Here is a 24,739-nt window from a genome sequence, read left to right on the forward strand (position 1 = left end):
GCGTCGGCTATCAGACGGTGTCTCTGTGCCGCGCCGGACGAACGCCGGTGCGGTTCGACAGGATTAGGAACAGCCGGCTGAGTCGATCAAGACCGGTCGCGGACACAAAATCGAAATAAAGAAGGTTGACTCCCCACCAGCCACGCAAATGCGTCGAATTTCTCACAACACTTTGAGATTGCAGGCTTTATTTGGCGGCGTCGCGATCCCGCCGGGTGCGAATCGCAGGATTTCCGAGGCTTTTGGAAAGAAGCGCCGACCCAGTCTGGCGACCGCCGACCACGCATACGAAAACGCCCGCCGGGACAGTCCCGACGGGCGTTTTTCGTAGCGCTGAGAGCGTATTAGATCAGGCGAGCCCGGCCACGCGCTTGGTCAGGCGCGAGAACTTCCGCGCCGCCGCGTTCTTGTGGAGTACGCCCTTGGCGACGCCGCGCGCCAGCTCGGGCTGCGCCGCCTGCAGCGCGGTCGCCGCCGCGGCCTTGTCGCCGGCCGCCAGCGCCGCCTCGACCTTCTTCACGAAGGTGCGGATCCGGCCGACGCGGTTACCGTTGACTTCGGCCCGACGCTCGTTGCGGCGGATGCGCTTCTTGGCTTGCGGCGTGTTCGCCATGAACGTCCTCTGATTGTTTCGAATCGATGGAAGAAGGGCGGTCGGCAACGCCGTCACCCTCGAAGGCGCGGCCCATAGCGCGGGGGGCCCGCAGCGTCAACCGCGCTGGCACGCCGGGCACCAGAAGGTGGAGCGCCCACCCTCGGCGTAGCGATGCACCGTGCCGCCGCAGCCGCAGGCTTGGCCCTCCCGGCCGTAGACCGCGAACTGCTTGGAGAAATACCCCAGCTCGCCGTTTGGCCGGGCATAGTCGCGCAGGCTCGACCCGCCCGCCGCGATCGCCGACTCGAGCACCGCGTGCACCGCCTCGACCAGCCGCTGGAGCCGCGACCGCGCGATCCGCCCGGCGGCGCGGCGCGGGTTGATCCGCGCGTGGTACAGCGCCTCGCACACGTAGATGTTGCCCAGCCCGGCGACGACCCGCTGGTCGAGCAGCGCGAGCTTGATCGAGGTCGTCTTGCCGGCCAGGGCACCGCGCAGATAGTCGGCGGTGAGATCGCCGCCGAGCGGCTCGGGGCCGAGCGGGCCGAACGCCGGGAAGCGGGCCAGCTCGGCGGTGGGCCAGAGGTCGACCGAGCCGAAGCGGCGGGGGTCGTTGAGCGCGAGCCGACGCCCCGTCGCGGTCTCGATCAGCAAATGGTCGTGTGGCAGCAGCTCGGCGGGATCGACCCGCCAGCGCCCCGACATGCCGAGATGGAAGATCAGCGTGTCGCCGCGATCGGTGTCGATCAGGCCGTATTTGGCGCGACGCGACAGTGCGGTGACCCGCGCGCCGGTGAGCCGCTGGCGCAGCTCGGGCGGGAACGGGCGGCGCAGGTCACCGCGGCGCGGCTCGACGCGCGCGAGCGTGGCGCCGAGCAGCACCGGCGTCAGCCCGCGCACGGTGGTCTCGACCTCGGGAAGTTCTGGCATGGCGGCGGCTTAGCTCGACGCCGCCGGCGCGACTAGGGATCGATCGTCGGCTCATCCCGCTTGTTCGGCGCGGCGTGCCCGGCGACCGCCCCCGGTCAGCTCTCCGCGACGGCGCGTCGTGCCGCACGCTCGGACCACCACCAGAACGCCAGCATGCCGGCACCGATCACCGCCAGCACGGCCGCTACCTGGAACATCTGCGCGCGCTCGTTCCCCTCGCTGGAGGCTCCGAGCGCCCCGACCGCGATCGACGCGACGATACAGGCCCACCCGCCCGGCGCGCCGACGTGGCGCGGGCGCGGCTCCACTTTGCCGATGAGCAATCGCGCGCTGTCCGCGTCGGTCGCTGCCACCCGCACGATCGTGCGATATAGCAGCGCATCGGTGATCAGGCGGCGCAGCTGAACCACGCACGCCACCAACATCCACATGGCGGCGACGGGAACCACGATCTCTACCATCGGCCATCCTCAACGGCGGGTCTGGGGGGCAGACGCTATCACAGAAGCGACGCGGCCGGCGAGATCAGCGTGCTCGCCCCTTCCCTCCCCCTGGCGCACGCCCTAGAGCGGCGGGCATGAGCGATACCCCCGGCAGCGCCGCCAGCGAGCGCGTGGTCTCCTTCGGTTACGAGGACGTCACCCCGGTCGAGAAGACCGCGCGCGTGCGCGGCGTCTTCTCCAACGTGGCGGGGCGCTACGACCTGATGAACGACGCCATGTCCGGGGGCATGCACCGGCTGTGGAAGGACCGCTTCGTCCGCCGCGCGAAGCCGCGTGCGGGCGAGCAGATCCTCGACATGGCGGGCGGCACAGGCGACATCGCCTTCCGCCTCGCCCAGCACGGCGCCGCGGTGACCGTCGCCGACATCAACCCCGAGATGCTCGAGGTCGGCATGCGCCGGGCGCAGCAGCGCGGCATCGACGGCTTGGTCTGGACCGAGGCCAACGCCGAGACGCTGGCCTTCCCGGACCGCTTCTTCGACGCCTATACGATCGCCTTCGGCATCCGCAACGTCACCGACATCCCCGCCGCGCTGCGTGAGGCGCATCGCGTGCTGCGCCGCGGCGGCCGCTTCTACTGCCTCGAGTTCTCGACCACGCAATGGCCCGGCTTCGCGGAGGTGTACGACGCTTACTCGCACCGCATGGTGCCCCGGCTGGGCCAGCTGCTCGCCGGCGACTCGGACAGCTACCGCTATCTCATCGAGTCGATCCGCCGCTTCCCCGACATGCCCGCGTTCGAGCGGATGATCGCCGAGGCGGGGTTCGTGCAGACGCGTGTCGAGGCGGTGCTGGGCGGACTGGTCGCGATCCACAGCGGCTGGAAGATGTGACCTCGTCCATCGTCCACACCTGGCGGCTGCTCACCTGGGGACGCACGCTGGCGCGCCACGGCGCGCTGCGCGGGCTGGAGCGTGACGCCAACACGCCGCCGCGGCTGCGCCGGCTGCTGCGGCTCGCCCGGCTGGGCGCGCGCGTGCCCGCCACGCCGCGCTATGCCGACGCGTTCGAGTCGCTCGGGCCGGCCGCGATCAAGTTCGGACAGACGCTCGCCACGCGCCCCGACCTGGTCGGCGAGGAGGCCGCGTCCGACCTGCTGCGGCTCCAGGACTCGATCCCGCCGGTGCCCTATGCCGCGATCTCGCAGGTGATGCGGAGCAGCTTCGGTCGCCCGCTCGACACCTTGTTCCGCGAGATCGAGGAGGTGCCGGTCGGCTCGGCCTCGATCGCGCAGGTCCACCGCGCCATCACCACCGACGGCAAGCGCGTCGCGGTGAAGGTGCTGCGCCCCGGCGTCGAGGAGGATTTCGCCCGCGCGATCGATACCTATGAGTGGGCCGCGGCGCAGATCGAGCCGATGGGCGGCGAGATCGCGCGGCTCCAGCCGCGACTGGTCATAGAGACGTTCAAGCGCTGGACCGCGCGGGAGCTGAACTTCACGCGCGAGGCGGCGTCCGCGTCCGAGCTCGCGGAGACGATGACCGCCGAGCCCAAGTTCATCGTCCCCGCGGTCGACTGGGCGCGCACCACCGGCAAGGTGCTGACGATCGAGTGGGTCGACGGCATCAAATTGTCCGATCGCGCCGCGCTGATCGCGGCGGGTTACGATCTGCCCGAGCTGGCGCGCGTGCTGGTCCACGCCTTCCTGCGCCAGGCGATCGCCGACGGCTTCTTCCACGCCGACCTGCACCAGGGCAACCTCTTCGCCCTGCCCGGCGATCAGGTCGCCGCGATCGATTTCGGCATCATGGGCCGGATCGACCGGCGCGCGCGCGTCTGGCTCGCCGAGATCCTGTACGGCCTGATCACGGGCAATTACCGCCGCGTCGCCGAGATCCACTTCGAGGCGCAATATGTGCCCTCGCACCATAGCGTGGAGGAGTTCGCCACCGCGCTGCGCGCGGTCGGCGAGCCGATGCGCGGGCTGCCGGTGAAGGACATGTCGATCGGCATGATGCTCGACGGGCTGTTCGGCATCACGCGCGACTTCGACATGGTCACCCAGCCGCACCTGCTGCTGCTGCAGAAGACGATGGTGATGGTGGAGGGGGTCGCGACCGCGCTCGACCCCGAGATCAACCTGTGGGTCACCGCCGCGCCCCTGGTCGAGGACTGGATCCGCACCGAGCTCGGCCCGGAGGCCGCGATCGCCGACCGGCTCGTCGCCGACGTGCGCACGCTGGCGCGGCTGCCCGAGCTGGTGCGGCGGATCGAGGCGCGCTTCCCCGCCCCCGGCGGCGCGCCGCCGCGCCCGCCGCTCAAGGAGATCCAGGTGATGCGCGTGGGCGGCGGCTGGCGCTACGCCCTGGTGGGGGCGCTCGGGCTCGCCGCCGGCGCGGGTGCGATGCTGCTGGCGGCGCCGTGGTGACGTCGGCGCCGCTGCTGCTCGTGGCCCCCACGCGCCTGGGCGCGATGGGGCGCGGTGCGGCGCGGTGGTGGGGCGCGGCGCTGCTGCTGTCCCTGGTCGCCGCGGTCGGCCTCAGCGAGACGAGCGCGCGGCCGGCGGCCGAGCTGCTCCACGACTCGATCGTCGCGGCGATGCGCCATGGCGCCCGCTATTACGAGACCTTCCGCGACCTCGCGCGCGCCGCGCCCGACGCCAGCGACGCGCGCGCGCTGCCGCCGACGCTCGCCGCGGTGAGCGCCGCCGTGCCGAACTGGGCGATGCTGCTGCTGGTCGGCGCCGCGCTCGCCGGGCTGGTCGCGGTCGGGGTGCAGCGGCTCGCCGCGCTCCTCGCGGGTGCCGCGGGGCAGGTGCTCGCCGCGCTGCTGCTCGTCGCCGGCACCGCCGCCGCCGCGCTGCTGTGGGAGCAGGCGCCCCACGCGGGCTGGGCCGCGCTGCTCGCCGCCTATGCGCTGCTGCTGCGCCGGGCGGACCGCTGGGGCACCGCCGCCGCGCTCGGCTGCGCCGCCGCGGTGATCGATCCCGCCGCCTTGCTGGTGCCCGCGGTGATGGCGGTGCTGGCGCTCCACGACGGCAGCGCGCGCGAGGCGCTCGGCTGGCTCGTCGCCTGCGCGGTCGGCGCCGCGGTGCTGGCCTGCCACCTCTGGACGATCGCGGCGGTCGTGCCCCCGATGCTCGAACCGCTGCCCGAGCTGATCGCCCCGCCCGACGCGCTGGCGCGACTGCTCGGCGCCGCGCTGCCGGGTGTAGCGCCCGGCCCGGCCGCCGCGCTGCTGCTCCTCTCGCTGCTCGGTTGGGCGGCGCTGCCGCGCGCGCTGGGGACTCGCGTGGTCGCGCTCGCGGTGGTGGGCCTCGCCGCCGACGGGCGCGTCGCCGGCCTGCACAGCGCGACGCTCGCCGCCGCGCTGGTCGCCCCCGGGCTCGCCTTCGCGCCCGACGCGATCGCGGACCTGCTGCGCGGCGCACCGGGGCGGCGCCGGATCACGGTGACGAGGGTGACACGATGAGCCGCATCCTGCTGATCGTCGGGGGCGGCATCGCGGCCTACAAGTCGTGCGAGCTGGTGCGCGAGCTGCGCCGCCGCGGCCATCGGGTCCGCTGCGTGCTGACCGAGGGCGGCGCGCATTTCGTCACCGCGATGACGCTCGCCGCGCTCAGCGAGGACAAGGTCTACACCGACCTGTGGGACCTCAAGGACGAGGCCGAGATGGGGCATATCCAGCTCAGCCGAGAGGCCGATCTCGTCGTCGTCGCGCCCGCGACCGCGGACCTGCTCGCGCGCATGGCGGCGGGGCTGGCGAACGACCTCGCCACCACGTTGCTGCTCGCCACCGACAAGCCGGTGCTCGCCGCGCCCGCGATGAACGTGCGCATGTGGCTACACGCCGCGACCCGGCGCAACGTCGCCCAGCTGCGCGCCGACGGCGTCACCGTGATGGAGCCCGACGAGGGCGCGATGGCGTGCGGCGAGTTCGGCCCCGGGCGGCTGCCCGAGCCGCTGGCGATCGCCGAGCGGATCGAGCGCGCGCTCGCGCCCCGCGCCGGGGGGGCGCTGGCCGGGCGGCACGTGCTCGTCACCGCCGGGCCGACGCATGAGCCCATCGACCCGGTGCGCTACATCGCCAACCGTTCCTCGGGCAAACAGGGCTTCGCCGTCGCGGCGGCGCTCGCCGCACTCGGCGCGCGGGTGACGCTGGTGGCCGGGCCGGTCGCGCTCGCCACGCCCGCGGGGGTGGACCGGATCGACGTCGAGACCGCGGAGCAGATGGCGGCGGCGGTCGACGCCGCGCTGCCCGCGGACGCCGCGGTGATGGTCGCCGCGGTGGCCGACTGGCGGGTCGAGCGGGCCTCGGCGCAGAAGCTCAAGAAGGACGGTGCGGCGCCGGCGCCCCTACCGCTGGTGGCCAACCCCGACATCCTCACCGGGCTGGCGCGCGACCCGCGCCGCCCGCGGCTGGTGGTGGGCTTCGCCGCCGAGACCGAGGAGGTGCTCGCGCACGCCGCCGCGAAGCGCGAGCGCAAGGGCGTCGACTGGATCGTCGCCAACGACGTGTCGGGCGACGTGATGGGCGGGGACGACAATGCGGTGCATCTCGTCACCGCGGCGGGTATCGAGAGCTGGGAACGGCTGCCCAAGCTTGCGGTCGCGGATCGGCTGGCGGCGCGGATCGCCGCGGCGCTGGCGGACTGAGCGTCGAGGCGGATCACTCCTCCAGATAGTGGAAGTAGCGGAAGTCGGCCGGCAGCCCCGCACCCGACATGTCCTGGCATGCCATGCCGACGAACGTCCCCGTGAAATTGGGAAAGCCCGGCAGCGTGGCCTCGTCGGAGAGCAGGTCCGCCGCGAAGGTCTCCGACAGCCAGGTCCATTCGTCCTCGTCAGCCCCACGCACCGCGAATCGCAGGCGCTCGTGATCCACCTCGGCACGCAACGTCACGGGGCCGGCGCCGACCGCCACCGGCGCGCTCACCGCGCTCACGCCCTCTCCCAGCGGCAACACCGAGAGCACCTGCGCCAGTCGCTCGCCCGTGTCACCTACGGTGAGATGGAGGAAGTGGAACTTGGTCGCGTTATAATAGCATACCAGCCCCGCCGCCTGCTGGAAGTTGGCGGGCACATAGTCGAGCAGCGTCTCCGCCGCGTAGCGGAAGGCGAGCGGGCGGCGCGCGACCAGCGCCTGAGTGAAGTGGCTGCCGATCGTCTCGCGCCCGTGGAGTCGCAGCCAGCCCGGCCGCTCGACGAGGCTGAAGACCTGCTCCGGATGGGGCGTCCGCAGCCATTGGAACGCGGGTGGCAGCGCGGGGCCGGCGAACTCGTCGCGCTCGCACACCGGCGCCTCCTCACCGGCGGGCGTGCCGACCTCGGCGACGGGTAGCGCGTCGCCCGCGAGCGTCCGCAGCCAGCCGTCCTCACCCCAGCGCATCGGCTGGATCGCGGTCTCGCGGCCCAGCACGCAGCGGTCGCTCGCGGGCAGCGGGCGGCCGCACAGGTAGGTGAGCCAGGTGGTGCCGTCCGGCGCCTCGACCAGGTCGCCGTGGCCGGTCCGCTGCAGCGGCGCGTCCGGCCGATCCTTGGCGGTCAGGACCGGCCCGTCGGGGTGAGTCTCATACGGGCCGAACAGGTCGCGCGACCGCGCCATCACCACCGCGTGGTTGCGCTCGGTGCCGCCCTCCGCGACGAGGAGGTGATACCAGCCGCCGCGCCTGTAGAGGTGCGGCCCCTCGGTGAAGCCCAGCGCCGTGCCCTGGAAGATGACGCGGCGCTCGCCGACCAGGCGGCCGGCGCCGCGGTCCAGCTCCTGCGCGACGATGCCGCCGAAGCGGCCGCGCCCGGGGCGATGGTCCCACAGCATGTTGAGCAGCCAGCTGCGCCCGTCGTCGTCGTGGAACAGCGCGGGATCGAAGCCGCTGCTGTTGAGACGAACCGGATCGGACCAGTCGCCGTCGATCCGATCGCACCACACCCAGTAATTGTGGAAGTCGCGCAGCGACACGCCCGCCGCGCCGCCGACCGTGGTGCGGCCGTAGCGCTTCACGTCGGTGTAGACGAGGTGGAAGCGGCCGTCGGCGTAGCTGAGGTCGGCGGCCCAGACGCCGCAGGAATCCGGGTCGCCGCGCAGGTCGATCTGGCTCGGGCGGTTCAGCGGGCGAGTCACCAGCCGCCAGTCGGCGAGATCGCGCGAGTGGTGGATCTGCACGCCGGGGAACCACTCGAAGGTCGAGGTGGCGAGGTAATAATCCTCGCCGACCCGCACGATGGAGGGGTCGGGATTGAACCCGCGCAGGATGGGGTTGCGGATGGTCATGACGGCTTTCGGATGTTCGTCCAGAGCAGCGCGGCGCCGGCGAGGTCGAGCAGGCCGAGCAGGATGAAGAAGGGCTGGTAGCCGACCTGGTCGACCATCGATCCCAGCACCAGCGTGAAGATGAGCACGCCCAGATTGGCCGCGGTGCCCGAGATCCCGGTCGCGGTCGCCACCTGGTCCTGCGGGAACAGATCGGACACCATCGTGATCACCGTCACCGAGAGCGTCTGATGCGCGAAGCCGCCGAGACACAGCAGCGCCACCGCGGCCACCGGGCTGGTCACGCTGCCGACGAAGATCATGCCCGTCATCAGCACCGCGCCGAGCGTGAAGGCGCCGCGCCGCGCGTCGATCAGCTCCACGCCGCGCCGCTGCAGCCAGGCGACCACCGCCGGCCCGAAGAGGCAGCCGAGGTCGGCGGCGAGGAAAGGCAGCCAGGCGAACAGCGCGATCTGCTTGAGATCGAAGTGGCGCGCCTGGACGAGGTACAAGGGCATCCACAGCGAGAGCATGCCCCAGACCGGATCGGCGAGGAAGCGCGCGGCGGCGATCGCCCAGAGGTTGCGACGGCGCAGCAGCTCACCCAGCGGCGGCCGGCGGCGTCGCTGCGCCAGCGCCGCCTCCTGCCCGTCCGCGATCAGCTGTCGCTCGCGCGCCGAGACCAGCCGGTGGCGCGCGGGCGGCGCGTACCACAGCAGCCAGGCGACGACCCACAATAGCCCCAGCCCGCCCGCGACGAAGAAGGCGGCGCGCCAGCTGTGATGGAAGACCGCCCAGGCGACCAGCGGCGGCGCGAAGACCGCGCCGAAGGAGGCGCCGATCTGGTAGATGCCACCCGCCACGCCGCGCTCGCGCGCGGGGAACCACTCCGCCACCACCTTCATCCCGGCGGGCTGCGCCGAGCCCTCGACGAGCCCGAGCGCGCCGCGAAGGCCGGCGAAGCCGAGCCAACCGGTCGCCAGCCCGTGGCCGACGGTGATCAGCGACCACATCGCGACGAACAACGTGAAGCCGATCTTCAGCCCGATCACGTCGAGCAGATAGCCCGCCACGGGCTGGAACATGATGCCGAGCTGGAAGGCGCCAGTGATCCAGGAATATTGCGCCGAGGAGATCGCCTGCTCGGCCATGATCGCAGGGGCGGCGACGCCCAGCACGCTGCGCGCGAGATAGTTGATCACCATCGCGCCGACGAACAGCGCGATGATCGTCCAGCGCACATAGGGAAACCGCGTCACCCGCCCTCCTCGGTAACGTTACCAGCATCCTCGTACGCCGTCGGAGGCGAGGCTGACAAGCGCTCGCTAGCAGATCGCGGCGCGATCGACGCCATTGACGCGCCCGGCCACCGCGATGCACGTCTCTCGCCGAGAGGTGCCGACGGCGGTCGACGGCGCGGAGACACGGCGCGGAGACAGGTACCGACGTGCCCCAGCCGAGAGGACGTCGCCGCGGGGTGACGATCATCGACGTGGCCAAACAGGCCGGCGTGTCGCCGATGACGGTCTCGCGCGTGATCAACGGCGACCCGGGCGTGCGCGATGAGACCCGCGTGCTGGTCAACGCGACGGTCCGTGAGCTCAACTACACGCCCAATCTCTCGGCGCGCAGCCTCGTCACCTCGCGCGAGCTGCGCATCGGCGTGATCTACGCCAACCCCAGCGCTGCCTTCATGAGCGGCTTCCTCGCCGGCGTGTTCGAGGAGGCGTCGGCGCGCGCGGCGCAGCTGATCCTGCTCAAGGGCAAGCACGGCGGCGTCCCGACGCACGCCGAGATCGAGCAGCTGATCGGCTCCGGGATCGGCGGCGTGATCCTCACCCCGCCGCTCGGCGAGTCGGGGGCGGTGCGGCAGATCCTGCGCGATGCCGGGCTGCCGATGGCGGTGGTGGCGGGGCGCGCGGCCGATGCCATCTCGGTCGGGATCGACGACCGGCGCGCCGCGCACGACATGACGCGCCACCTGATCGCGCTGGGCCATCGGCGGATCGGCTTCATCACCGGCAATCCCGACCAGTCCGCCAGCGCCGAGCGGCTCGCCGGCTTCACCGACGCTTCGAACGACGCCGGGGTCGAGACCTGCGTCGCGCAGGGTGACTTCAGCTACGCCTCCGGGCTGATCGCGGGCGAGAGGTTGCTCGAGACCGCCGCCCCGCCCAGCGCGATCTTCGCGAGCAACGACGACATGGCCGCGGCGGTCGTCTCGGTGGCGCACCGCCGCCACCTCGACGTGCCGCGTGACCTGACGGTCGCGGGCATGGACGACAGCATCGCCGCGACCACCTTGTGGCCGCCGCTGACGACGATCCGCCAGCCAGTGCAGGAGCTGGCGGGCGAGGCGCTGCGGCTGCTGATCGACGAGATGCGCGCGGCGCAGGGGAAAGGCGCGCGCTGCGTCGCGCGCGTCCTCGACCATGTGCTGGTGGAGCGCGAGTCGACCGCGCCGCCGCTGCGGCAGGATCCGGCCAGCGACCGCTGACGCGGGCGCCTCGCTCGTGACCCTGGCCCCTTGCCCGCGCGAAGGCCCGGCCGCGGTCGACCGCACGATGCGGGTCCAGCCACGAGAACGTCAGCGCCCTGGCCGCGTCGGAGCAGCTGAACGACGACCAGCGACCGGCTGTTCAAACATGGTCGCCGCTCCAATCTCGCGGGCACGTCCCGCCCGACCGTCTCGGCCGGTGGCAGCACCGCGGCCGACGCGCTAAGGCGCGGTGAGGCGGACGAAGGATCACGGGGCTGATGACGGAACGGGATAAAACGCGGGCGGTGGAGCTGCGCGTCGTCGACGAGCGGCTTCACGACTGGGGGCTGCCGCGCTACCAGACCGACATGGCGGCGGGGATCGACCTGCACGCCTGCATCGACGCGCCGCTGACGCTCCAGCCGCAGGCGCCCGCGGTGCTGATCCCCTCGGGCATCGCGCTGCTGATGAACGACCCCTATATGGCCGCGATGCTGCTCGCGCGATCCGGTCTCGGTCACAAGAAGGGCCTGATCCTCGGTCAGTCGGTCGGGCTGATCGACGCCGACTACGCCGACCAGATCTACATCAGCGCGTGGCTGCGCACCCCGCCGGGTTCCGAGCCGCTGGTGATCGAGCCGGGCGACCGCGTCGCGCAGCTGGTGTTCGTGCCGATCCTCCGGCCGGCGCTGCGCGTGGTCGAGACCTTCTCGTCCGAAACGGGTCGTGGCCTTGGCGGGTTCGGCTCGACCGGTTACGGTAGCGCCTCGGCACGGTCGCCCGCGAGCGAGTGAAAGGAGCCCGGACGGACATCTCGATGATCGATGGCGACTTGTACCAGCGCCGCGCTCGCGACCTCGTCCGATCGGTCGGGCGGGAGCGTGCCTGTTTCCCGCCCCACGCGATGATCGGCCGGTGAGCGTCGCGCTCGCGCTGCTGCTGCAGGCGTCGCCGCTGGCGCCGCCGACCGACTGGGGCGCGCTCCAGCAGGTGCCTCTGCTGCGCCGCTGGGAACCGGGCGAGCAGGTCATCGCCTTCGTCCGCGGCGAGGTCCGCGCCGGGCGCTGCGCCACGCCCGACACCAACCGGGTCACGGTCGACTTCGTCGTCTTCCTCGGCGCCGAGGGGCAGGTGCGGCGGATCGTGCCGCGCGCGATCGACTGCCCGACGGTGGAGCAATATGCCTCGGGGCTGACACTGCGCGCGATGCGCGGCAACGTCGCCGACGTGCCCGCCGCCGGCTGGTATCGCAGCTCGATCACGTTCGACTGGTCGTGACCCTCACCCCCGACGAACTCGCGCGCTACGCGCGCCACATCGTGCTGCCCGAGGTGGGCGGGGTCGGCCAGCTGCGGCTGCGGCGCGCGCGCGTGGTGGTGATCGGTGCCGGTGGGATCGGCTCGCCCGTGCTCCACTATCTCGGCGCCGCCGGCGTGGGGCAGCTCGACGTGGTCGACGACGATCGGGTCGACGCCAGCAACCTCCAGCGCCAGACGCTCTACACCACCGCCGATCTGGGCGTGCACAAGGCCGAGGCAGCGGTCGCGGCGGTGGCGCGGCTCAACCCGCACGTGATGCTGCGCCCGCTGGTCTCGCGGGTCGACCGCGCCAGCGCGGCGGCGCTGCTCGACGGCGCCGACGCGGTGATCGACGGCAGCGACAATTTCGACACGCGGTTCGCGGTGGCCGACGCCGCGCTGGCGCTGCGCGTGCCGCTCGTCTCGGCCGCGGTCGGGCGGTTCGAGGGCCAGGTCGGCGTGTTCCGCGGCTGGGAGCCGGATCGGCCGTGCTACCGCTGCTTCGTCGGCGGCGCGCCGCAGCGCGACGGGCTCACCTGCGCCGAGGAGGGCGTGCTCGGGCCGGTCACCGGGGTGGTCGGCAGCCTCGCCGCGCTCGAGGTGATCCGCCAGCTGGCACCGTTCGGCGAGGACAGCGCGGGCAAGCTGGTGCTGATCGACCTGCTCGCCCTGCGCTTCCGCACGCTGGCGCTGCCCAAGGATCCCGGCTGCCCGGCGTGCGGGGCGCGCGCCGACTGACCGAGCGGCGTTGCCGCGGGCGCGGGCGCCGGAGGCGGCGCGCCGCGCTCACCGGCCTGTCGCCCGCGCCCGCGGGGCCGAGCCTTACCCCAGCCGCTGCTGCGCGAAGGCGCGCACCGCCGGGCCGATGTCGTCGCGCGCCAGCGCCAGCGCGAGATTGGCCATGATGAAGCCGGTCTTGTCGCCGCAGTCGAAACGCTCGCCGTCGAAGGTGAAGCCGTGGAACGGCTGCTGGCCGATCAGCTTGGCCATCGCGTCGGTGAGCTGGATCTCGCCGCCCGCGCCGGTCTCCTTGGCGTCGAGGATCTGCATCACCTCGGGCTGGAGGATGTAGCGCCCGGGGATCATCAGGTTGGACGGGGCGGAACCGGCGGCGGGCTTCTCGACGAGCGCGGTCACCTCGGTCAGCGCGCCATCGCGCTGCCCCGGCGAAATGATGCCGTATTTGTTGGTCTCCTCGGGGGCGACCTCGAGCGCGCCGATCACATTGCCGCCGACCTGCTGATAGGCGTCGACCATCTGCTTGAGGAAGTTGGGCGAGCCCACCATCAGCTCGTCGGGCAGCAGCACCGCGAACGGCTCGTCGCCGACGATCTCGCGCGCGCACCACACCGCGTGGCCGAGGCCGAGCGGCTCCTGCTGGCGGACATAGACCGGCGAGCCGGGCTGCTGGCGGATCGTCTCGATCACCGCGAGGCTCTTGCCGCGCGCGCGCATCGTCGTCTCGAGCTCGAACGAGACGTCGAAATGATCCTCCAGCGCGCCCTTGCCGCGCCCGGTGACGAAGATCAGCTGCTCGATGCCGGCCTCGAGCGCCTCCTCGACGGCATATTGGATCAGCGGCTTGTCGACGACCGTCAGCATCTCCTTCGGCATCGCCTTGGTCGCGGGGAGGAAGCGCGTCCCCAGTCCGGCGACGGGGAAAATGGCCTTGCGCACGGGCTTGATGGTCATTCGGTCCTCCTGATGGCGCCGGCTGTGTACCGGCCGCCGTGGTTCGCGGCAAACCGTTAGCGTGCGCGTAACGGTGCCTCTAGCCGATTCGTGTTGCGCTGCACCAAATCCGGGCCGTATGGGACGAGGAAGCGCGGTTGCCCCGTGCCGGCGCCGCGCCTATGGCGGCGCGTTTCCGCTCCCGTGCCGGCACTTCCGCGACCATGCTGTCCAAGTTCCTCCGCCCTTCCCGCCCGGCTCCCGCCGCGAGCTTCTCGGTCGCGCCCGGCGAGCGCCTCTACGCGATCGGCGACGTTCACGGCTGCCTCGACGAGTTGGAGCGACTGCTCACGCTGATCGACGCCGACGACGCCGCCCGCTCGCCCGCCCGCACATCGCTGATCTTCCTCGGCGATCTCGTCGATCGAGGGCCCGATTCGGCCGGCGTCGTGGCGCGCCTGCTCGACCGCGCGCGCGAGCGCCCGCCGATCCGCTTCCTCAAAGGGAATCACGAGGAGGTGTTCCTGCTGGCGCTCGCGGGCGATCGCGAGGCGCTGCGGCTGTTCTGCCGCGTCGGCGGCCGCGAGACGCTGATGAGCTACGGCCTGACCCGCAAGGAATATGACGCGCTCGGCTACGATGAGCTGTCGGAGCGCTTGCCCGACCTGGTGCCCCCGTCGCACCGCGATTTTCTCGAGAGCTTCGAGGACCTCATCGTCTCCGGCGACTATGCCTTCGTCCACGCGGGCGTCCGTCCCGAGGTGCCGCTGGAGGAGCAGGTGGCGTCGGACCTGCGCTGGATCCGCGGCAGCTTCCTCGACTATCGCCGCCCGCACCCGAAGATGATCGTCCACGGCCACACGATCACCGAGGATGTCGAGCGCCGCGCCAACCGCATCGGGATCGACACGGGCGCCTATGCCAGCGGCAAGCTCAGCGCGCTGGGGATCGAGGGCGCGGAGAGCTGGACGCTGCAGACCTGATCGCGCCGTGGCCAATATACCATGCGATGACCATAATCGCGCAATCGCCCCCTTGCTTTTCGCCTTCGCCTCGGTAAGTGACAGGCGGAATGCAAAGGGAGTTTGACATGCGTCTTGCCAAGTACATGCTCGCCGCTGCCGCCGCCACGATGGCGGTTGCTCCGGCGGTCGCCGCCCCGGCCAATCCGGCGGCCAGCCTGTCGGTCGCCAAGTCGGCTCGCGCCGGCTCGGCCTCGGCGAAGAAGAACGACGTCGCCGGCGGCGGCATCATCGTCGCGGTCCTCGCGGCCGCCGCGGTGGTCGCGGGTATCGTCGTCGTCGCCGACGAGGACGACAGCTCGGACAGCAACTGAGCTGAACCTTCTCCCTCGGGAGTGAGAGATAGCGGCCTTCGGGCCGCTATTTTTTTTGTGCGTCCGCCGGAGAGAGATGGTGAGACGGCGTCTTCCTCGCCGGGCCGTCGAGCGCATCTCTCCTCGGCACCGGCTGCCCCTCGTCCGCGGCCATGATGCTCCAGCTCCCGTTCCCGGGTCCGCGCGAACCCAGCGATGATCCTTACCGCTTGAACCGCCAGTGTGCTCCTGCACACGCAGGAGTCCAGGGCGACGAAGTCTGTCCTCGCGGCGCTGGGCTCCGGCGGCCACCGACCGGAGCACGGTTCGGCTTCGATGCATCGCATCCCAGCGCTGCGCCTGGATCGCCTAGAGTCTGATCCATCTGGTGTGATCCAGCGTGGTGCTCCTGCGGACGCAGAAGCCAAGAGCAACGGGCGTCACGCCTGCGGCCCTGGTCTCCGGCCTTCGCCGGAGCACGGATCAATGGAGGTGGATCAGCCTCTAGGTCCCGCGCGTGCGGGAACACGTGGTGGCGAAGACACCGGTCGACAGACCGTAGAACGCGCGCCGAGAGCCTCGGCCATGCGGCGTCGTCACCGACCGCCGCCTGAGGCGGCCCGCCAACGACAAAGGGCGACCTCTCGGCCGCCCCTTCATCTCACCCCATGATCGTCGCCGCGATCAGCGGCCGCCCGGTGCTCCGCCCGGCATCCCGGGCATACCGCCGCCGGGCATCCCGCCCATCATCTGCTGCTGCATCTGAAGCTGGCGCAGCGTCGCCTCGGGGATGAAGTCCTGCAGCTCGACGTCGAACACCAGGGTGGAATTGGGCGGGATCGGCCCCGTCGAGCGCTCGCCATAGCCCAGCTCGGGCTTGATCCACAGGCGGTACTTGCCGCCCTTGTGCATCAGCTTCAGCCCCTCGGAGAAGCCCGGCACCACGCCCGAGACCGGCAGCGGCGTCGGCTGCTGCGACTTGTCGAAGACGGTGCCGTCGAGCAGCCGGCCCTCGTAGTTCACCAGCGTGACGTCGGCGTTGGTCGGGCTCGGCCCCTTGGCGTCCCCCGCCTTGAGCACCTTGTAGCGCAGCCCCGACGGCGTGGTGACGATCCCGGTGTCGCCCGCGCGCGCCAGCGCGACGCCCGCGACGAGCGCGATCAGCAGGCCGGCGACCAGCCACAGCACATAGGCGCGCTTGACCGGCTGGAGCGGGACGGCGGTGACGGTCGACATCGGTTCAGGACACCCCGGTTGCGCCACCCCCCGGCGGCGATCAGCTTCGGCAGTCAGGTTCGGCTTCGTCGCGCGAGCGCCACGCGCCCGGCGCAGGTCCCCGCGCCCGAGAGCGCGGGACGAGCCGCTTACCGTGCCCCGTCGCGCTCGGCGCGCTTGCGCTCCAGCTTGCGCGCGCGACGCACCGCGGCGGCGCGCTCGCGCGCGCGCTTCTCCGACGGCTTCTCATAGTGGCGACGCAGCTTCATCTCGCGATACACGCCCTCGCGCTGCAGCTTCTTCTTGAGCGCGCGGAGGGCCTGGTCGACGTTGTTGTCGCGAACGATGATCTGCATAAAACCGATAAACTCCGGATCAAACGGCTAAAGCGGCAGCGGACGAGGTCCGCGCCGAACGCATCGCCCCTAGCAGCATGCGCCCTGCCCCGCAAGCACCGCGGCTCAGCCGATCACCATGGGTGCGGGGATGACGCGGCGATGCTGAAGGGCCGGAACGCGTGCGCGAACGTCGCGCTGTGCCGCCGGGTCGATCTCGGCATAGCCGACCCCCGGCGCCTCGCCCATGTCGAGCAGCACCTCACCCCAGGGATCGACCACCAGCGAGTGGCCGTAGGTGGCGCGCCCGTCCTCGTGCACCCCACTCTGCGCCGCGGCGACGACGTAGCAGGCCGCCTCGATCGCGCGCGCGCGCAGCAGCACGTGCCAGTGCGCCTCGCCGGTCGGCCGCGTGAACGAGGCGGGCACCGACAGGACCGTCGCGCCGGTGTCCGACAACGCGCGGTACAGATCGGGGAAGCGCATGTCGTAGCAGATCGACAGGCCCATGCGCCCCAGCGGCGTCGCCGCCAGCACCGGCCGGTCGCCCGCGGCGTAGGCGGCTGATTCGCGCCAGCTCTCGCCGCTCGGCAGGTCGACGTCGAACAGGTGCATCTTGTCGTACCGCGCGCGGATATTGCCCTGGGAGTCGATGACGAAGCTGCGATTGGCGTAGCGCGAGTCGTGTCGGCGCAGCGCGAGCGAGCCGAGCTGCACCCACACGCCCGCCCGCGCGGCGGCCTCCCGCACCGCGACCAGCACCTGATCCTCACCCTCGCGCACGATCGACTGCGCGGCACGCGCGCGATCGCGGTCGAGCACGCCCGACATCTCGGGCGTGAAGACCATCTCGGCGCCGCGCGCGCCGGCCTCCTCGATCGCCGCGGCCAGCGCGGCGGCGTTGCGCGCGGGATCGATCCCGCTGGTGGTCTGGACGACCGCGATCTTGCTCAAACCCTACTCCTTACCAGCTCCCCAAGAGCAACGCGGTGCCGCGCGCAAGTGTTGCACGCGCGCCACAACCGTGACGCGAAAGCGCTTTGTTGCAGCGGCGTCATCCGCGCGATACGCGTGGTGATCAGTCGGGTGGGCATGCCCGACGCCTCGCTCGCCCTCGCTCCGGACCCCGCCGTGGACCTCGCCACTCGCATCCTCATCGTCGACGACGATCCCGGCATCCGCGAGCTCACCGCCGCTTTCCTGAGCGGCCACGGCTATCTCGTCGACGTCGCCGCGGACGGCGTCGAGATGCGCGCGCGGCTGGAGCAGGAGTGCTACGCGCTGATCGTGCTCGACGTGATGATGCCGGGCGAGGACGGGCTCTCGATCCTGCGCTCGCTCGACCGCTCGACCAGCCCGGCGGTGATCATCATGTCGGTGATCAGCGAGGAGGTCGACCGGATCGTCGGGCTCGAGATGGGCGCGGACGATTATGTCGCCAAGCCCGCGAACCCGCGCGAGCTGCTGGCGCGGATCCGCTCGGTGCTCCGCCGCAACCAGGCCGCCGCGAGCGCGACGCCGACGTCGGGTCGGCCGTACCTGCGGTTCGCCGGGTGGCGGCTCGACCCGGTCGGCCGCCAGCTGTTCGACCCCGATCAGGTCGTCATCAACCTGTCCGACGGCGAGTTCCGCCTGCTGCTCGCCTTCGCCGAGCACCCGCGCCGCGTGCTGACGCGCGACCAGCTGCTCGACCTGTCGCGCGGGCTGAACGCCGAGCATTTCGACCGCGCGATCGACGTCCAGGTCAGCCGGCTGCGGCGCAAGCTGACGCGCGACGACGCGCCCGGTGGCGACGAGCTGATCCGGACGGTGCGCAACGAGGGCTATATGTTCACCAGCGACGTCGAGCGGCGCTGAGGCGCCGGCGATGACGCGACCGTACCGGCGAGCGCACTCGATCGCGCAGCCGATCTTCGCGCTGGTGATCGCCTCGGTGGTCGCCGCCACCGCGATCCTGTTCTTCGTCACCTTCAGCGGGCCGCCGCCGCGCGTGCCGCCCCGCCCGCTCGAGGCGATCACCGCCGCGCTGCGCGGGCTGCCGCCGCCGCCGCTGCCGCCCGAGTTCCGCCGCTTCCGCCCGCCCGGCGGCCGCTTCCGCGAGTGGCGGATCGAGCCGCTGGTGACGCTCACCCTGCGTGGGGCGCCGACGCCGCGCTGGCGCGAGAAGCCCGACTCACTGACCCAGGCGCGCATCGCCGCGCTGCTCCGCGTCGAGCCGCGCGCGGTGCTCGCCTTCACCGAGTTGAGCCCGCGCGGCGGCGGGCGCGAGCTGTTCGGCTCCTTCACCGTCGCCTGGCACCTGCCGCAGGGCTGGCGCGTGGTGCGCAGCCCCACGCTGCCGCTGTTCACGCGCTGGCACCTCAACACGCTGATCGCGATGGTGGTCGCCATCCTGGCGCTGTCGATCCCGGCGTGGATGCTGTCGCGCGCGATCTCGCGCCCGCTCGCACGCCTCGCCGCCGCGGCCGATCGCGCGGGCACCGGCGCCCCGCTGCCGCCGCTACCCGAGGGCGGACGCGAGGTGCGCGAGCTGGCGCACGCGGTCTCCACCATGCACGCGCGGCTCGCCGGGCACGCGGAGTCGCGCACCGCGATGCTCGCCGCGATCGCGCATGACCTCGGCACGCCGTTGTCGCGCCTCGCCTTTTGGGTCGAGCAGCTGCCCGAGGACGCGCGCGACCGCGCCGTCGCCGACATCGACGAGATGCGCGCGATGATCGCCGAGGTGCTCCGCTTCGCGCGCCACGACGTCGGCCGGCGCGAGCAGACGCTGGTCGAGCTCTCCAGCCTGCTCGACAGTCTCGCCGAGGACATGGCGGTGGGCGGTGCTGCCGTCACGGTCGCGGCGGGCCCGCGCGCGGTGGTGAGCGGCGACCCGAGCGGGCTGCGCCGCCTGTTCGCCAACCTGATCGGCAACGCGCTGCGCTACGGCGATGTCGCCGAGCTGGCGTGGCAGATCGAGGATGGGCGCGTCACCGTGACCGTCGCCGACCGCGGGCCCGGCATCGACCCGGCGCAGGCCGAGCGGCTGTTCGAACCGTTCGTGCGCGGCGACCCGTCGCGCAACCGCTCGACCGGCGGCACCGGGCTGGGGCTGGCGATCGTCCGCTCGATCGCGGCGCGCCATGGTGGCACCGCGACGCTCGCCAACCGCGACGACGCGGCGGGCGCGGTCGCGACGGTGACACTCCCGCTGGCGCGCTGACACAATCGGCAACATCGCGGTCGCGCGTCGACATCGCGCCATGCGGTGCGGGCGGCAGGAAGATGGCGACGTTCGGGAGCGTCGCTTCCTTCCCGTCATGCCGGACCTCATCGGGCATCCATCGTCCCGGGTCCGCCGCGATCGTGGCGGGCGCGGCGGCATGGACCCCGGCGCAGGGCCGGTGTGGCGACGAGGCGAGTGGCGGTCCCCCACAGTGAAAGGGACCCTGGATGAACCACGACGACCACGACCACGACCTCGGCCTGGCGCACGACCTGCGGGTGATGGAGCGGATGGTGCAGCGCCGTCGCGCGCTCCGATGGTTCGCCGGGGCGGGGACGCTGGCGCTGGTGGCGGGCTGCGGCAGCGGCTCGGGTGACGCCGAGACCGACGTGACGGCGACGACCACCGCGACGCCGACCCCCTCGCCCACGCCGACCCCCACCCCGAGCGCGACCAGCACGAGCAGCGCCACCACCGGCTGCGTGCTCAACCCGACCGAGACCGGCGGTCCCTACCCCGCCGACGGCACCAACTCGGCGAGCGGGTCGACCTCCAACGTGCTCACCGCGACCGGGATCGTGCGCAGCGACATCCGCGCCAGCTTCCTCAGCAGCAGCACCGTCGCGACCGGCGTGCAGGTGACGCTGACGCTCACGCTCGTCGACGTCAACCAGTCGTGCGCGCCGCTCGCCGGCTACGCCATCTACCTGTGGCACTGCGACCGCGAGGGTCATTACTCGCTCTACACCGCCGCGGCGGAGAGCTACCTGCGCGGCGTGCAGGTGACCGACAGCAACGGCCAGGTGACCTTCACCACGATCTTCCCGGGATGCTACGACGGGCGCTGGCCGCACATCCACTTCGAGGTCTTCTCCAGCCTCGCCAATGCGCTGGGCGGACGCTACGCGACGCTCACCTCGCAGCTGGCTTTGCCGTCCTCGACCTGCGCGACCGTCTATGCCGACACCACCACCTACCCGTCGAGCGCGAGCAACTTCGCGCGCGTCGCGCTGTCGAGCGACAATGTCTTCGGCGACAACACCACCCAGCAGAACACGCAGATGACCCCGACCTTCACCGGCACGCCGACCGCCGGCTATGCCGCCACCGCGGTGATCGGCTTGGCGCGCTGAGCCGGGCTGGCTAAGAGGCGCGCCATGACCGGCGCGCCTCTGATCCTCTACAACAGCCTGACCCGCGAGACGGAGACCTTCCGCCCGCTCGATCCCGCAAACGTGCGCGTCTACTCGTGCGGGCCGACGGTCTATCACTATGCGCATATCGGCAACCTGCGCGCCTATGTCTTCACCGACACGCTCGCGCGCGTGATCCGCTGGAAGGGCTGGCCGCTCACCCACGTCATCAACATCACCGACGTCGGCCATCTCACCTCCGACGCCGACGCCGGCGACGACAAGATGGAGGCCGCCGCGCGCGCCTCGGGCCGCGGCATTTGGGCGATCGCGCGCCACTATACCGAGGCGTTCGAGCGCAACCTCGCCGAGCTCAACATCGTGCCGCCGACCCACCTGCCGCGTGCGACGGACCATGTCGCCGAGATGATCGCCTGGGGCGAGGCGATCGCCGACCGCCACTGCTACCTGCTCGACGACGGCCTCTACTTCGACACCGGCACGGTGCCCGATTACGGTCGGCTCGCCGGCGGGCAGGACGACGCCGCGCACGCCCGGATCGAGGCGGTGGCAGGGAAACGCCATCCGCAGGACTTCGCGATCTGGCGCCGCACGCCGCGGGGCGAGACGCGCCAGATGGAATGGGACTCGCCCTGGGGCCGCGGCGCGCCGGGCTGGCACCTCGAATGCTCGGTGATGAGCCGGCGCTATCTCGGCGCCGCCTTCGACATCCACACCGGCGGTATCGACCACCGCGAGATCCACCATCCCAACGAGATCGCGCAGAACCAGGCCTATTGCGGCTGCGCCGACACCGGCGCGCAGGTGTGGATGCACAACAATTTCGTGGTCGACCGTGGCGGCAAGATGAGCAAGTCGTCGGGCGAGTTCATGACGCTCGACCGGCTCGTCGAGCGCGGCTTCCACCCGCTCGCCTATCGGCTGATGTGCCTCCAGGCGCATTATCGCAGCGAGCTCGACTTCTCCTGGGACAATCTCGCGGCGGCGCAGGTGCGGCTCAAGCGGCTGGTCCACGCGGTCGCGGCACTGCGCGCGCGGGACCCGGGCGTCTCCAAGGGCGCACCGGTGGGGTATCGCGACCAGCTCGACGCCGCGCTGAGCGACGACCTCAACACGCCGCGCGCGCTGCCGGTGGTGGACGCCCTGCTCGCCGACAAGAGACTGTCCGCGGCGGATCGGCTCGCGCTGCTCGGCGAGGTGGACGCGCTGCTCGGGCTCGGGCTGGCGACCCTGACGCGCGAGGCGCTGCGCGTCCGCCCCGCGAGCGCGACGGTCGAGGAGGCCGAGATCGTTGCCGCGCTCGAGCAGCGCCGCGCCGCGCGGGCGGAGAAGGACTTCGCGCGCTCGGACTCGATCCGCGACGAACTCGCCGCGGCGGGGGTCGAGGTGATGGACGGCGACCCGCTGGGATGGGACTGGAAGGTGTCGGCGTAGCCGGCCGCGTTATTCTCCGCTGACACCACCCCGGCGTTCGCCGGGACGGTGACGAGGCGATGACGTGGATCCGCTCCACCGACCAACTGAGGAGGAACCGCACATGCAGCTCGGGATCGAGGGGCGTCGCGCCATCGTCTGCGCGTCGAGCCGGGGGCTCGGCCGCGCCTGCGCCGAGGCGCTCGCCGCCGCGGGCTGCGCGCTCGTGCTCAACGGCCGCGACGCCGCCGCGCTCGCCGCCACAGCGGACTCGCTCCGCGCCGCGTACGACGTCGCGGTCGAGACCGTCGCGGGCGACGTCGCCGACGAGCAGGTCCAGGCCGCCCTCGTCGACGCGGCCGGCGGCACGCCCGACATCCTCGTCAACAACAACGGCGGCCCGCCGCTGCGCGACTTCCGCGCGATCGATCGCGACGCGCTGCGCGCCGGGGTCGAGGCGAACATGATCACGCCGATCCGCCTCACCCAGCGCGTGATCGACGGCATGGTCGAGCGCGGCTTCGGCCGGATCGTCTGCGTCACCTCGGCCTCGGTGAAGGCGCCGCTCGCCGGGCTCGACCTGTCGAGCGGCGCGCGCGCCGGGCTCACCGGCTTCCTCGCCGGCGTGGCGCGCCAGGTCGCGCACGCCGACGTGACGATCAACTTCCTCCTCCCCGGCCAGTTCGCGACGCGGCGGCTCGACAGCGTTCACGCCGCCGCGGCGGAGAAGCAGGGTGTCGATGTCGCCGAGGCGGCGCGGCGCGGGGCCGAGCGCATCCCGGCCCACCGCTACGGCGACCCCGCGGAGTTCGGTGCCGCCTGCGCCTTCCTCTGCTCGTCCAAGGCAGGCTATATCACCGGGCAGAGCCTCTTGATCGACGGCGGCGCCTATCCTGGTATCCTATGAGGCTGGATCGACACCGGTGAAGTTGCGAGTCGCGCACGTTTCGTTCAAGGCGCGCGGCTGAATAGAAGGAAGATTACCGATGGCCATGTCATGGGCCCCCGACAGCTGGATCAAGGCCGAGGCGCGCCAGCTCCCCGACTATCCGGACCACGCCGCGCTGGAGACCGCCACGCGCCGCCTCGCCAACTTCCCGCCGCTGGTCTTCGCCGGCGAGGCGCGCAACCTCACCGCCGATCTCGCCAAGGTCGCCGAGGGCAAGGCCTTCCTGCTCCAGGGCGGCGACTGCGCCGAGAGCTTCGCCGAGTTCCATCCCAACAACATTCGCGACACCTTCCGCGTCATCCTCCAGATGGCGGTGGTGCTCACCTTCGCGTCGAAGCTGCCCGTGGTGAAGGTCGGGCGCATGGCGGGCCAGTTCGCCAAGCCGCGCTCGACCGCGACCGAGGTGATCGACGGGGTCGAGCTGCCGAGCTACCGCGGCGACAACGTCAACGACATCGCCTTCACCCCCGAGTCGCGCCTGCCCGATCCCGAGCGGATGGTGCGCGCCTACGCGCAGTCCGCGGCGACGCTCAACCTGCTGCGCGCCTTCGCGCAGGGCGGTTACGCCAACCTCCACCAGGTGCACCGCTGGACCCACGACTTCATGGGCCGCAGTCCCTGGGCGAAGAAATATGCCGAGACCGCCGATCGCATCGGCGAGGCGCTCGATTTCATGGAGGCCTGCGGGATCAGCCCCGACACGGTGCCCCAGCTGTCGCAGACCACCTTCTACACCAGCCACGAGGCGCTGCTCCTCCCGTTCGAGCAGGCGCTGGCGCGACAGGACTCGCTCACCGGCGACTGGTACGACACCTCGGCGCATTTCCTCTGGATCGGCGACCGCACGCGCTTCGAGGGCTCGGCGCATGTCGAGTTCCTGCGCGGCATCGGCAACCCGATCGGGGTGAAGTGCGGACCGTCGCTCGATCCCGACGCGCTGCTGCGCATGCTCGACACGCTCAACCCTCGCCGCGTGCCCGGGCGGATGACGCTGATCACGCGCTACGGCTATGACAAGATCGAGGCGCATCTGCCGCGCCTGGTGCGCGCGGTGACGCGCGAGGGCCATCCGGTGGTGTGGAGCTGCGACCCGATGCACGGCAACACCGTCAAGGCGGCGAGCGGCTACAAGACGCGCCCGTTCGATCGGATCCTGGCGGAGGTTCGCGGCTTCTTCGCGGTGCATCGCGCCGAGGGCACGCACGCCGGCGGCATCCACGCCGAGATGACCGGGCAGAACGTCACCGAGTGCACCGGCGGCGCGATCGACGTGACCGAGCAGAGCCTCGCCGACCGCTATCACACCCACTGCGACCCGCGGCTCAACGCCGGGCAGAGCCTCGAGCTGGCGTTCCTGCTGGCCGAGATGCTCAACGCCGAGATGGCGGAGCGGCGCAAGGCGGCGTGACGGAGGCGGCGGATCGGGCGGCGCGGAGATCAAGCGCCACCTTCCGCCCCGCATGGAGAAAAGTTGCTTGACGGGTG

The 24,739-nt window shown here is 71.8% G+C and carries 25 protein-coding genes; 16 read left to right on the top strand and 9 right to left on the bottom strand.

The window, feature by feature from the left end:
• Nucleotides 1-349: 349 nt before the first annotated feature.
• From rpsT to KZ813_RS17145, 3 genes are all read right to left on the bottom strand, one after another.
• Entirely contained in the window at nt 350-613 is a 264-nt protein-coding gene (gene rpsT, locus KZ813_RS17135; RefSeq protein WP_219756266.1) for a 30S ribosomal protein S20, read from the bottom strand.
• A 96-nt stretch (nt 614-709) separates the two neighbouring features.
• Nucleotides 710-1,525, bottom strand: a complete 816-nt coding sequence (gene mutM / locus KZ813_RS17140) for a bifunctional DNA-formamidopyrimidine glycosylase/DNA-(apurinic or apyrimidinic site) lyase (RefSeq protein WP_219756202.1) — start codon at nt 1,523-1,525, stop codon at nt 710-712.
• Nucleotides 1,526-1,620: 95 nt separating this feature from the next.
• Nucleotides 1,621-1,986 carry a hypothetical protein gene (locus tag KZ813_RS17145; protein ID WP_219756203.1) on the bottom strand — a complete coding sequence of 122 codons (366 nt, stop codon included), beginning with the start codon at nt 1,984-1,986 and terminating at the stop codon, nt 1,621-1,623.
• 116 nt (nt 1,987-2,102) lie between these two features.
• Here KZ813_RS17145 and KZ813_RS17150 point away from each other — a divergent pair, with 116 nt between their 5' ends.
• From KZ813_RS17150 to coaBC, 4 genes are read left to right on the top strand one after another with little or no spacing between them, the layout of a single operon-like run.
• Nucleotides 2,103-2,861, top strand: a complete 759-nt coding sequence (locus KZ813_RS17150) for a class I SAM-dependent methyltransferase (RefSeq protein WP_219756204.1) — start codon at nt 2,103-2,105, stop codon at nt 2,859-2,861.
• On the top strand, nt 2,858-4,396 hold the full coding sequence (ubiB, locus tag KZ813_RS17155; protein ID WP_219756205.1) for a 2-polyprenylphenol 6-hydroxylase: 1,539 nt from the start codon (nt 2,858-2,860) through the stop codon (nt 4,394-4,396). Before KZ813_RS17150 ends, ubiB begins: the two co-directional genes overlap by 4 nt.
• A complete protein-coding gene (locus KZ813_RS17160; protein ID WP_219756206.1) occupies nt 4,393-5,439 on the top strand; it encodes a hypothetical protein in 1,047 nt (348 codons plus the stop codon). The genes ubiB and KZ813_RS17160 overlap by 4 nt, the downstream gene beginning before the upstream one ends.
• Complete coding sequence (gene coaBC / locus KZ813_RS17165) at nt 5,436-6,623, top strand: bifunctional phosphopantothenoylcysteine decarboxylase/phosphopantothenate--cysteine ligase CoaBC (RefSeq protein WP_219756207.1); 1,188 nt, start codon at nt 5,436-5,438, stop codon at nt 6,621-6,623. Before KZ813_RS17160 ends, coaBC begins: the two co-directional genes overlap by 4 nt.
• A gap of 13 nt (nt 6,624-6,636) precedes the next feature.
• Here coaBC and KZ813_RS17170 read toward each other — a convergent pair whose 3' ends face one another.
• Complete coding sequence (locus KZ813_RS17170) at nt 6,637-8,238, bottom strand: glycoside hydrolase family 43 protein (protein WP_219756208.1); 1,602 nt, start codon at nt 8,236-8,238, stop codon at nt 6,637-6,639.
• Nucleotides 8,235-9,476 (bottom strand): MFS transporter, encoded by a 1,242-nt coding sequence (locus tag KZ813_RS17175; protein ID WP_219756209.1) that lies wholly within the window; start codon nt 9,474-9,476, stop codon nt 8,235-8,237. The genes KZ813_RS17170 and KZ813_RS17175 overlap by 4 nt, the downstream gene beginning before the upstream one ends.
• A gap of 218 nt (nt 9,477-9,694) precedes the next feature.
• Between KZ813_RS17175 and KZ813_RS17180 the strand changes: the two genes are divergently transcribed.
• The 4 genes from KZ813_RS17180 to KZ813_RS17195 all read left to right on the top strand — a co-directional run bounded on the left by KZ813_RS17180 (nt 9,695) and on the right by KZ813_RS17195 (nt 12,732).
• Nucleotides 9,695-10,714 (top strand): LacI family DNA-binding transcriptional regulator, encoded by a 1,020-nt coding sequence (locus tag KZ813_RS17180; RefSeq protein ID WP_308461925.1) that lies wholly within the window; start codon nt 9,695-9,697, stop codon nt 10,712-10,714.
• Between the two features lie 260 nt (nt 10,715-10,974).
• Nucleotides 10,975-11,490 (top strand): dUTP diphosphatase, encoded by a 516-nt coding sequence (gene dut, locus KZ813_RS17185; protein WP_219756210.1) that lies wholly within the window; start codon nt 10,975-10,977, stop codon nt 11,488-11,490.
• A 121-nt stretch (nt 11,491-11,611) separates the two neighbouring features.
• Nucleotides 11,612-11,974: a hypothetical protein gene (locus KZ813_RS17190; protein WP_308461926.1), complete on the top strand. Its 363-nt coding sequence runs from the start codon at nt 11,612-11,614 to the stop codon at nt 11,972-11,974.
• Nucleotides 11,971-12,732 carry a HesA/MoeB/ThiF family protein gene (locus KZ813_RS17195; protein WP_219756211.1) on the top strand — a complete coding sequence of 254 codons (762 nt, stop codon included), beginning with the start codon at nt 11,971-11,973 and terminating at the stop codon, nt 12,730-12,732. The genes KZ813_RS17190 and KZ813_RS17195 overlap by 4 nt, the downstream gene beginning before the upstream one ends.
• A gap of 84 nt (nt 12,733-12,816) precedes the next feature.
• Here KZ813_RS17195 and galU read toward each other — a convergent pair whose 3' ends face one another.
• Nucleotides 12,817-13,686, bottom strand: a complete 870-nt coding sequence (gene galU, locus KZ813_RS17200) for a UTP--glucose-1-phosphate uridylyltransferase GalU (RefSeq protein WP_219756212.1) — start codon at nt 13,684-13,686, stop codon at nt 12,817-12,819.
• Between the two features lie 203 nt (nt 13,687-13,889).
• On the opposite strand from galU, the gene KZ813_RS17205 reads away from it, so the two are divergent.
• Together KZ813_RS17205 and KZ813_RS17210 are read left to right on the top strand one after the other, a co-directional pair.
• Nucleotides 13,890-14,648 carry a metallophosphoesterase family protein gene (locus tag KZ813_RS17205; protein ID WP_219756213.1) on the top strand — a complete coding sequence of 253 codons (759 nt, stop codon included), beginning with the start codon at nt 13,890-13,892 and terminating at the stop codon, nt 14,646-14,648.
• A gap of 107 nt (nt 14,649-14,755) precedes the next feature.
• Nucleotides 14,756-15,001, top strand: a complete 246-nt coding sequence (locus KZ813_RS17210) for a hypothetical protein (RefSeq protein ID WP_219756214.1) — start codon at nt 14,756-14,758, stop codon at nt 14,999-15,001.
• A gap of 663 nt (nt 15,002-15,664) precedes the next feature.
• Here KZ813_RS17210 and KZ813_RS17215 read toward each other — a convergent pair.
• From KZ813_RS17215 to KZ813_RS17225, 3 genes are all read right to left on the bottom strand, one after another.
• Nucleotides 15,665-16,216: an FKBP-type peptidyl-prolyl cis-trans isomerase gene (locus KZ813_RS17215; protein WP_219756215.1), complete on the bottom strand. Its 552-nt coding sequence runs from the start codon at nt 16,214-16,216 to the stop codon at nt 15,665-15,667.
• Between the two features lie 128 nt (nt 16,217-16,344).
• Nucleotides 16,345-16,551 (bottom strand): 30S ribosomal protein S21, encoded by a 207-nt coding sequence (gene rpsU, locus KZ813_RS17220; protein ID WP_007404630.1) that lies wholly within the window; start codon nt 16,549-16,551, stop codon nt 16,345-16,347.
• Between the two features lie 105 nt (nt 16,552-16,656).
• Entirely contained in the window at nt 16,657-17,484 is an 828-nt protein-coding gene (locus KZ813_RS17225; RefSeq protein ID WP_219756216.1) for a carbon-nitrogen hydrolase family protein, read from the bottom strand.
• Nucleotides 17,485-17,622: 138 nt separating this feature from the next.
• Between KZ813_RS17225 and KZ813_RS17230 the strand changes: the two genes are divergently transcribed.
• The 6 genes from KZ813_RS17230 to KZ813_RS17255 all read left to right on the top strand — a co-directional run bounded on the left by KZ813_RS17230 (nt 17,623) and on the right by KZ813_RS17255 (nt 24,662).
• Nucleotides 17,623-18,387, top strand: a complete 765-nt coding sequence (locus KZ813_RS17230; RefSeq protein ID WP_219756269.1) for a response regulator — start codon at nt 17,623-17,625, stop codon at nt 18,385-18,387.
• Nucleotides 18,388-18,397: 10 nt separating this feature from the next.
• The gene (locus KZ813_RS17235; RefSeq protein WP_219756217.1) at nt 18,398-19,735 is read left to right on the top strand and encodes a sensor histidine kinase; all 1,338 of its coding nucleotides are present in this window, start codon (nt 18,398-18,400) and stop codon (nt 19,733-19,735) included.
• A 230-nt stretch (nt 19,736-19,965) separates the two neighbouring features.
• Complete coding sequence (locus KZ813_RS17240) at nt 19,966-20,871, top strand: dioxygenase family protein (RefSeq protein ID WP_219756218.1); 906 nt, start codon at nt 19,966-19,968, stop codon at nt 20,869-20,871.
• A 24-nt stretch (nt 20,872-20,895) separates the two neighbouring features.
• Nucleotides 20,896-22,326, top strand: a complete 1,431-nt coding sequence (gene cysS, locus KZ813_RS17245; RefSeq protein WP_219756219.1) for a cysteine--tRNA ligase — start codon at nt 20,896-20,898, stop codon at nt 22,324-22,326.
• Between the two features lie 103 nt (nt 22,327-22,429).
• Entirely contained in the window at nt 22,430-23,212 is a 783-nt protein-coding gene (locus KZ813_RS17250; RefSeq protein WP_219756220.1) for an SDR family oxidoreductase, read from the top strand.
• A 79-nt stretch (nt 23,213-23,291) separates the two neighbouring features.
• Nucleotides 23,292-24,662, top strand: coding sequence for a class II 3-deoxy-7-phosphoheptulonate synthase (locus tag KZ813_RS17255; RefSeq protein ID WP_219756221.1), 1,371 nt, complete (start codon nt 23,292-23,294; stop codon nt 24,660-24,662).
• The last annotated feature ends 77 nt before the right edge of the window (nt 24,663-24,739 follow it).

It is taken from the genome of Sphingomonas folli, from assembly GCF_019429525.1.
Lineage (GTDB): Bacteria > Pseudomonadota > Alphaproteobacteria > Sphingomonadales > Sphingomonadaceae > Sphingomonas > Sphingomonas folii.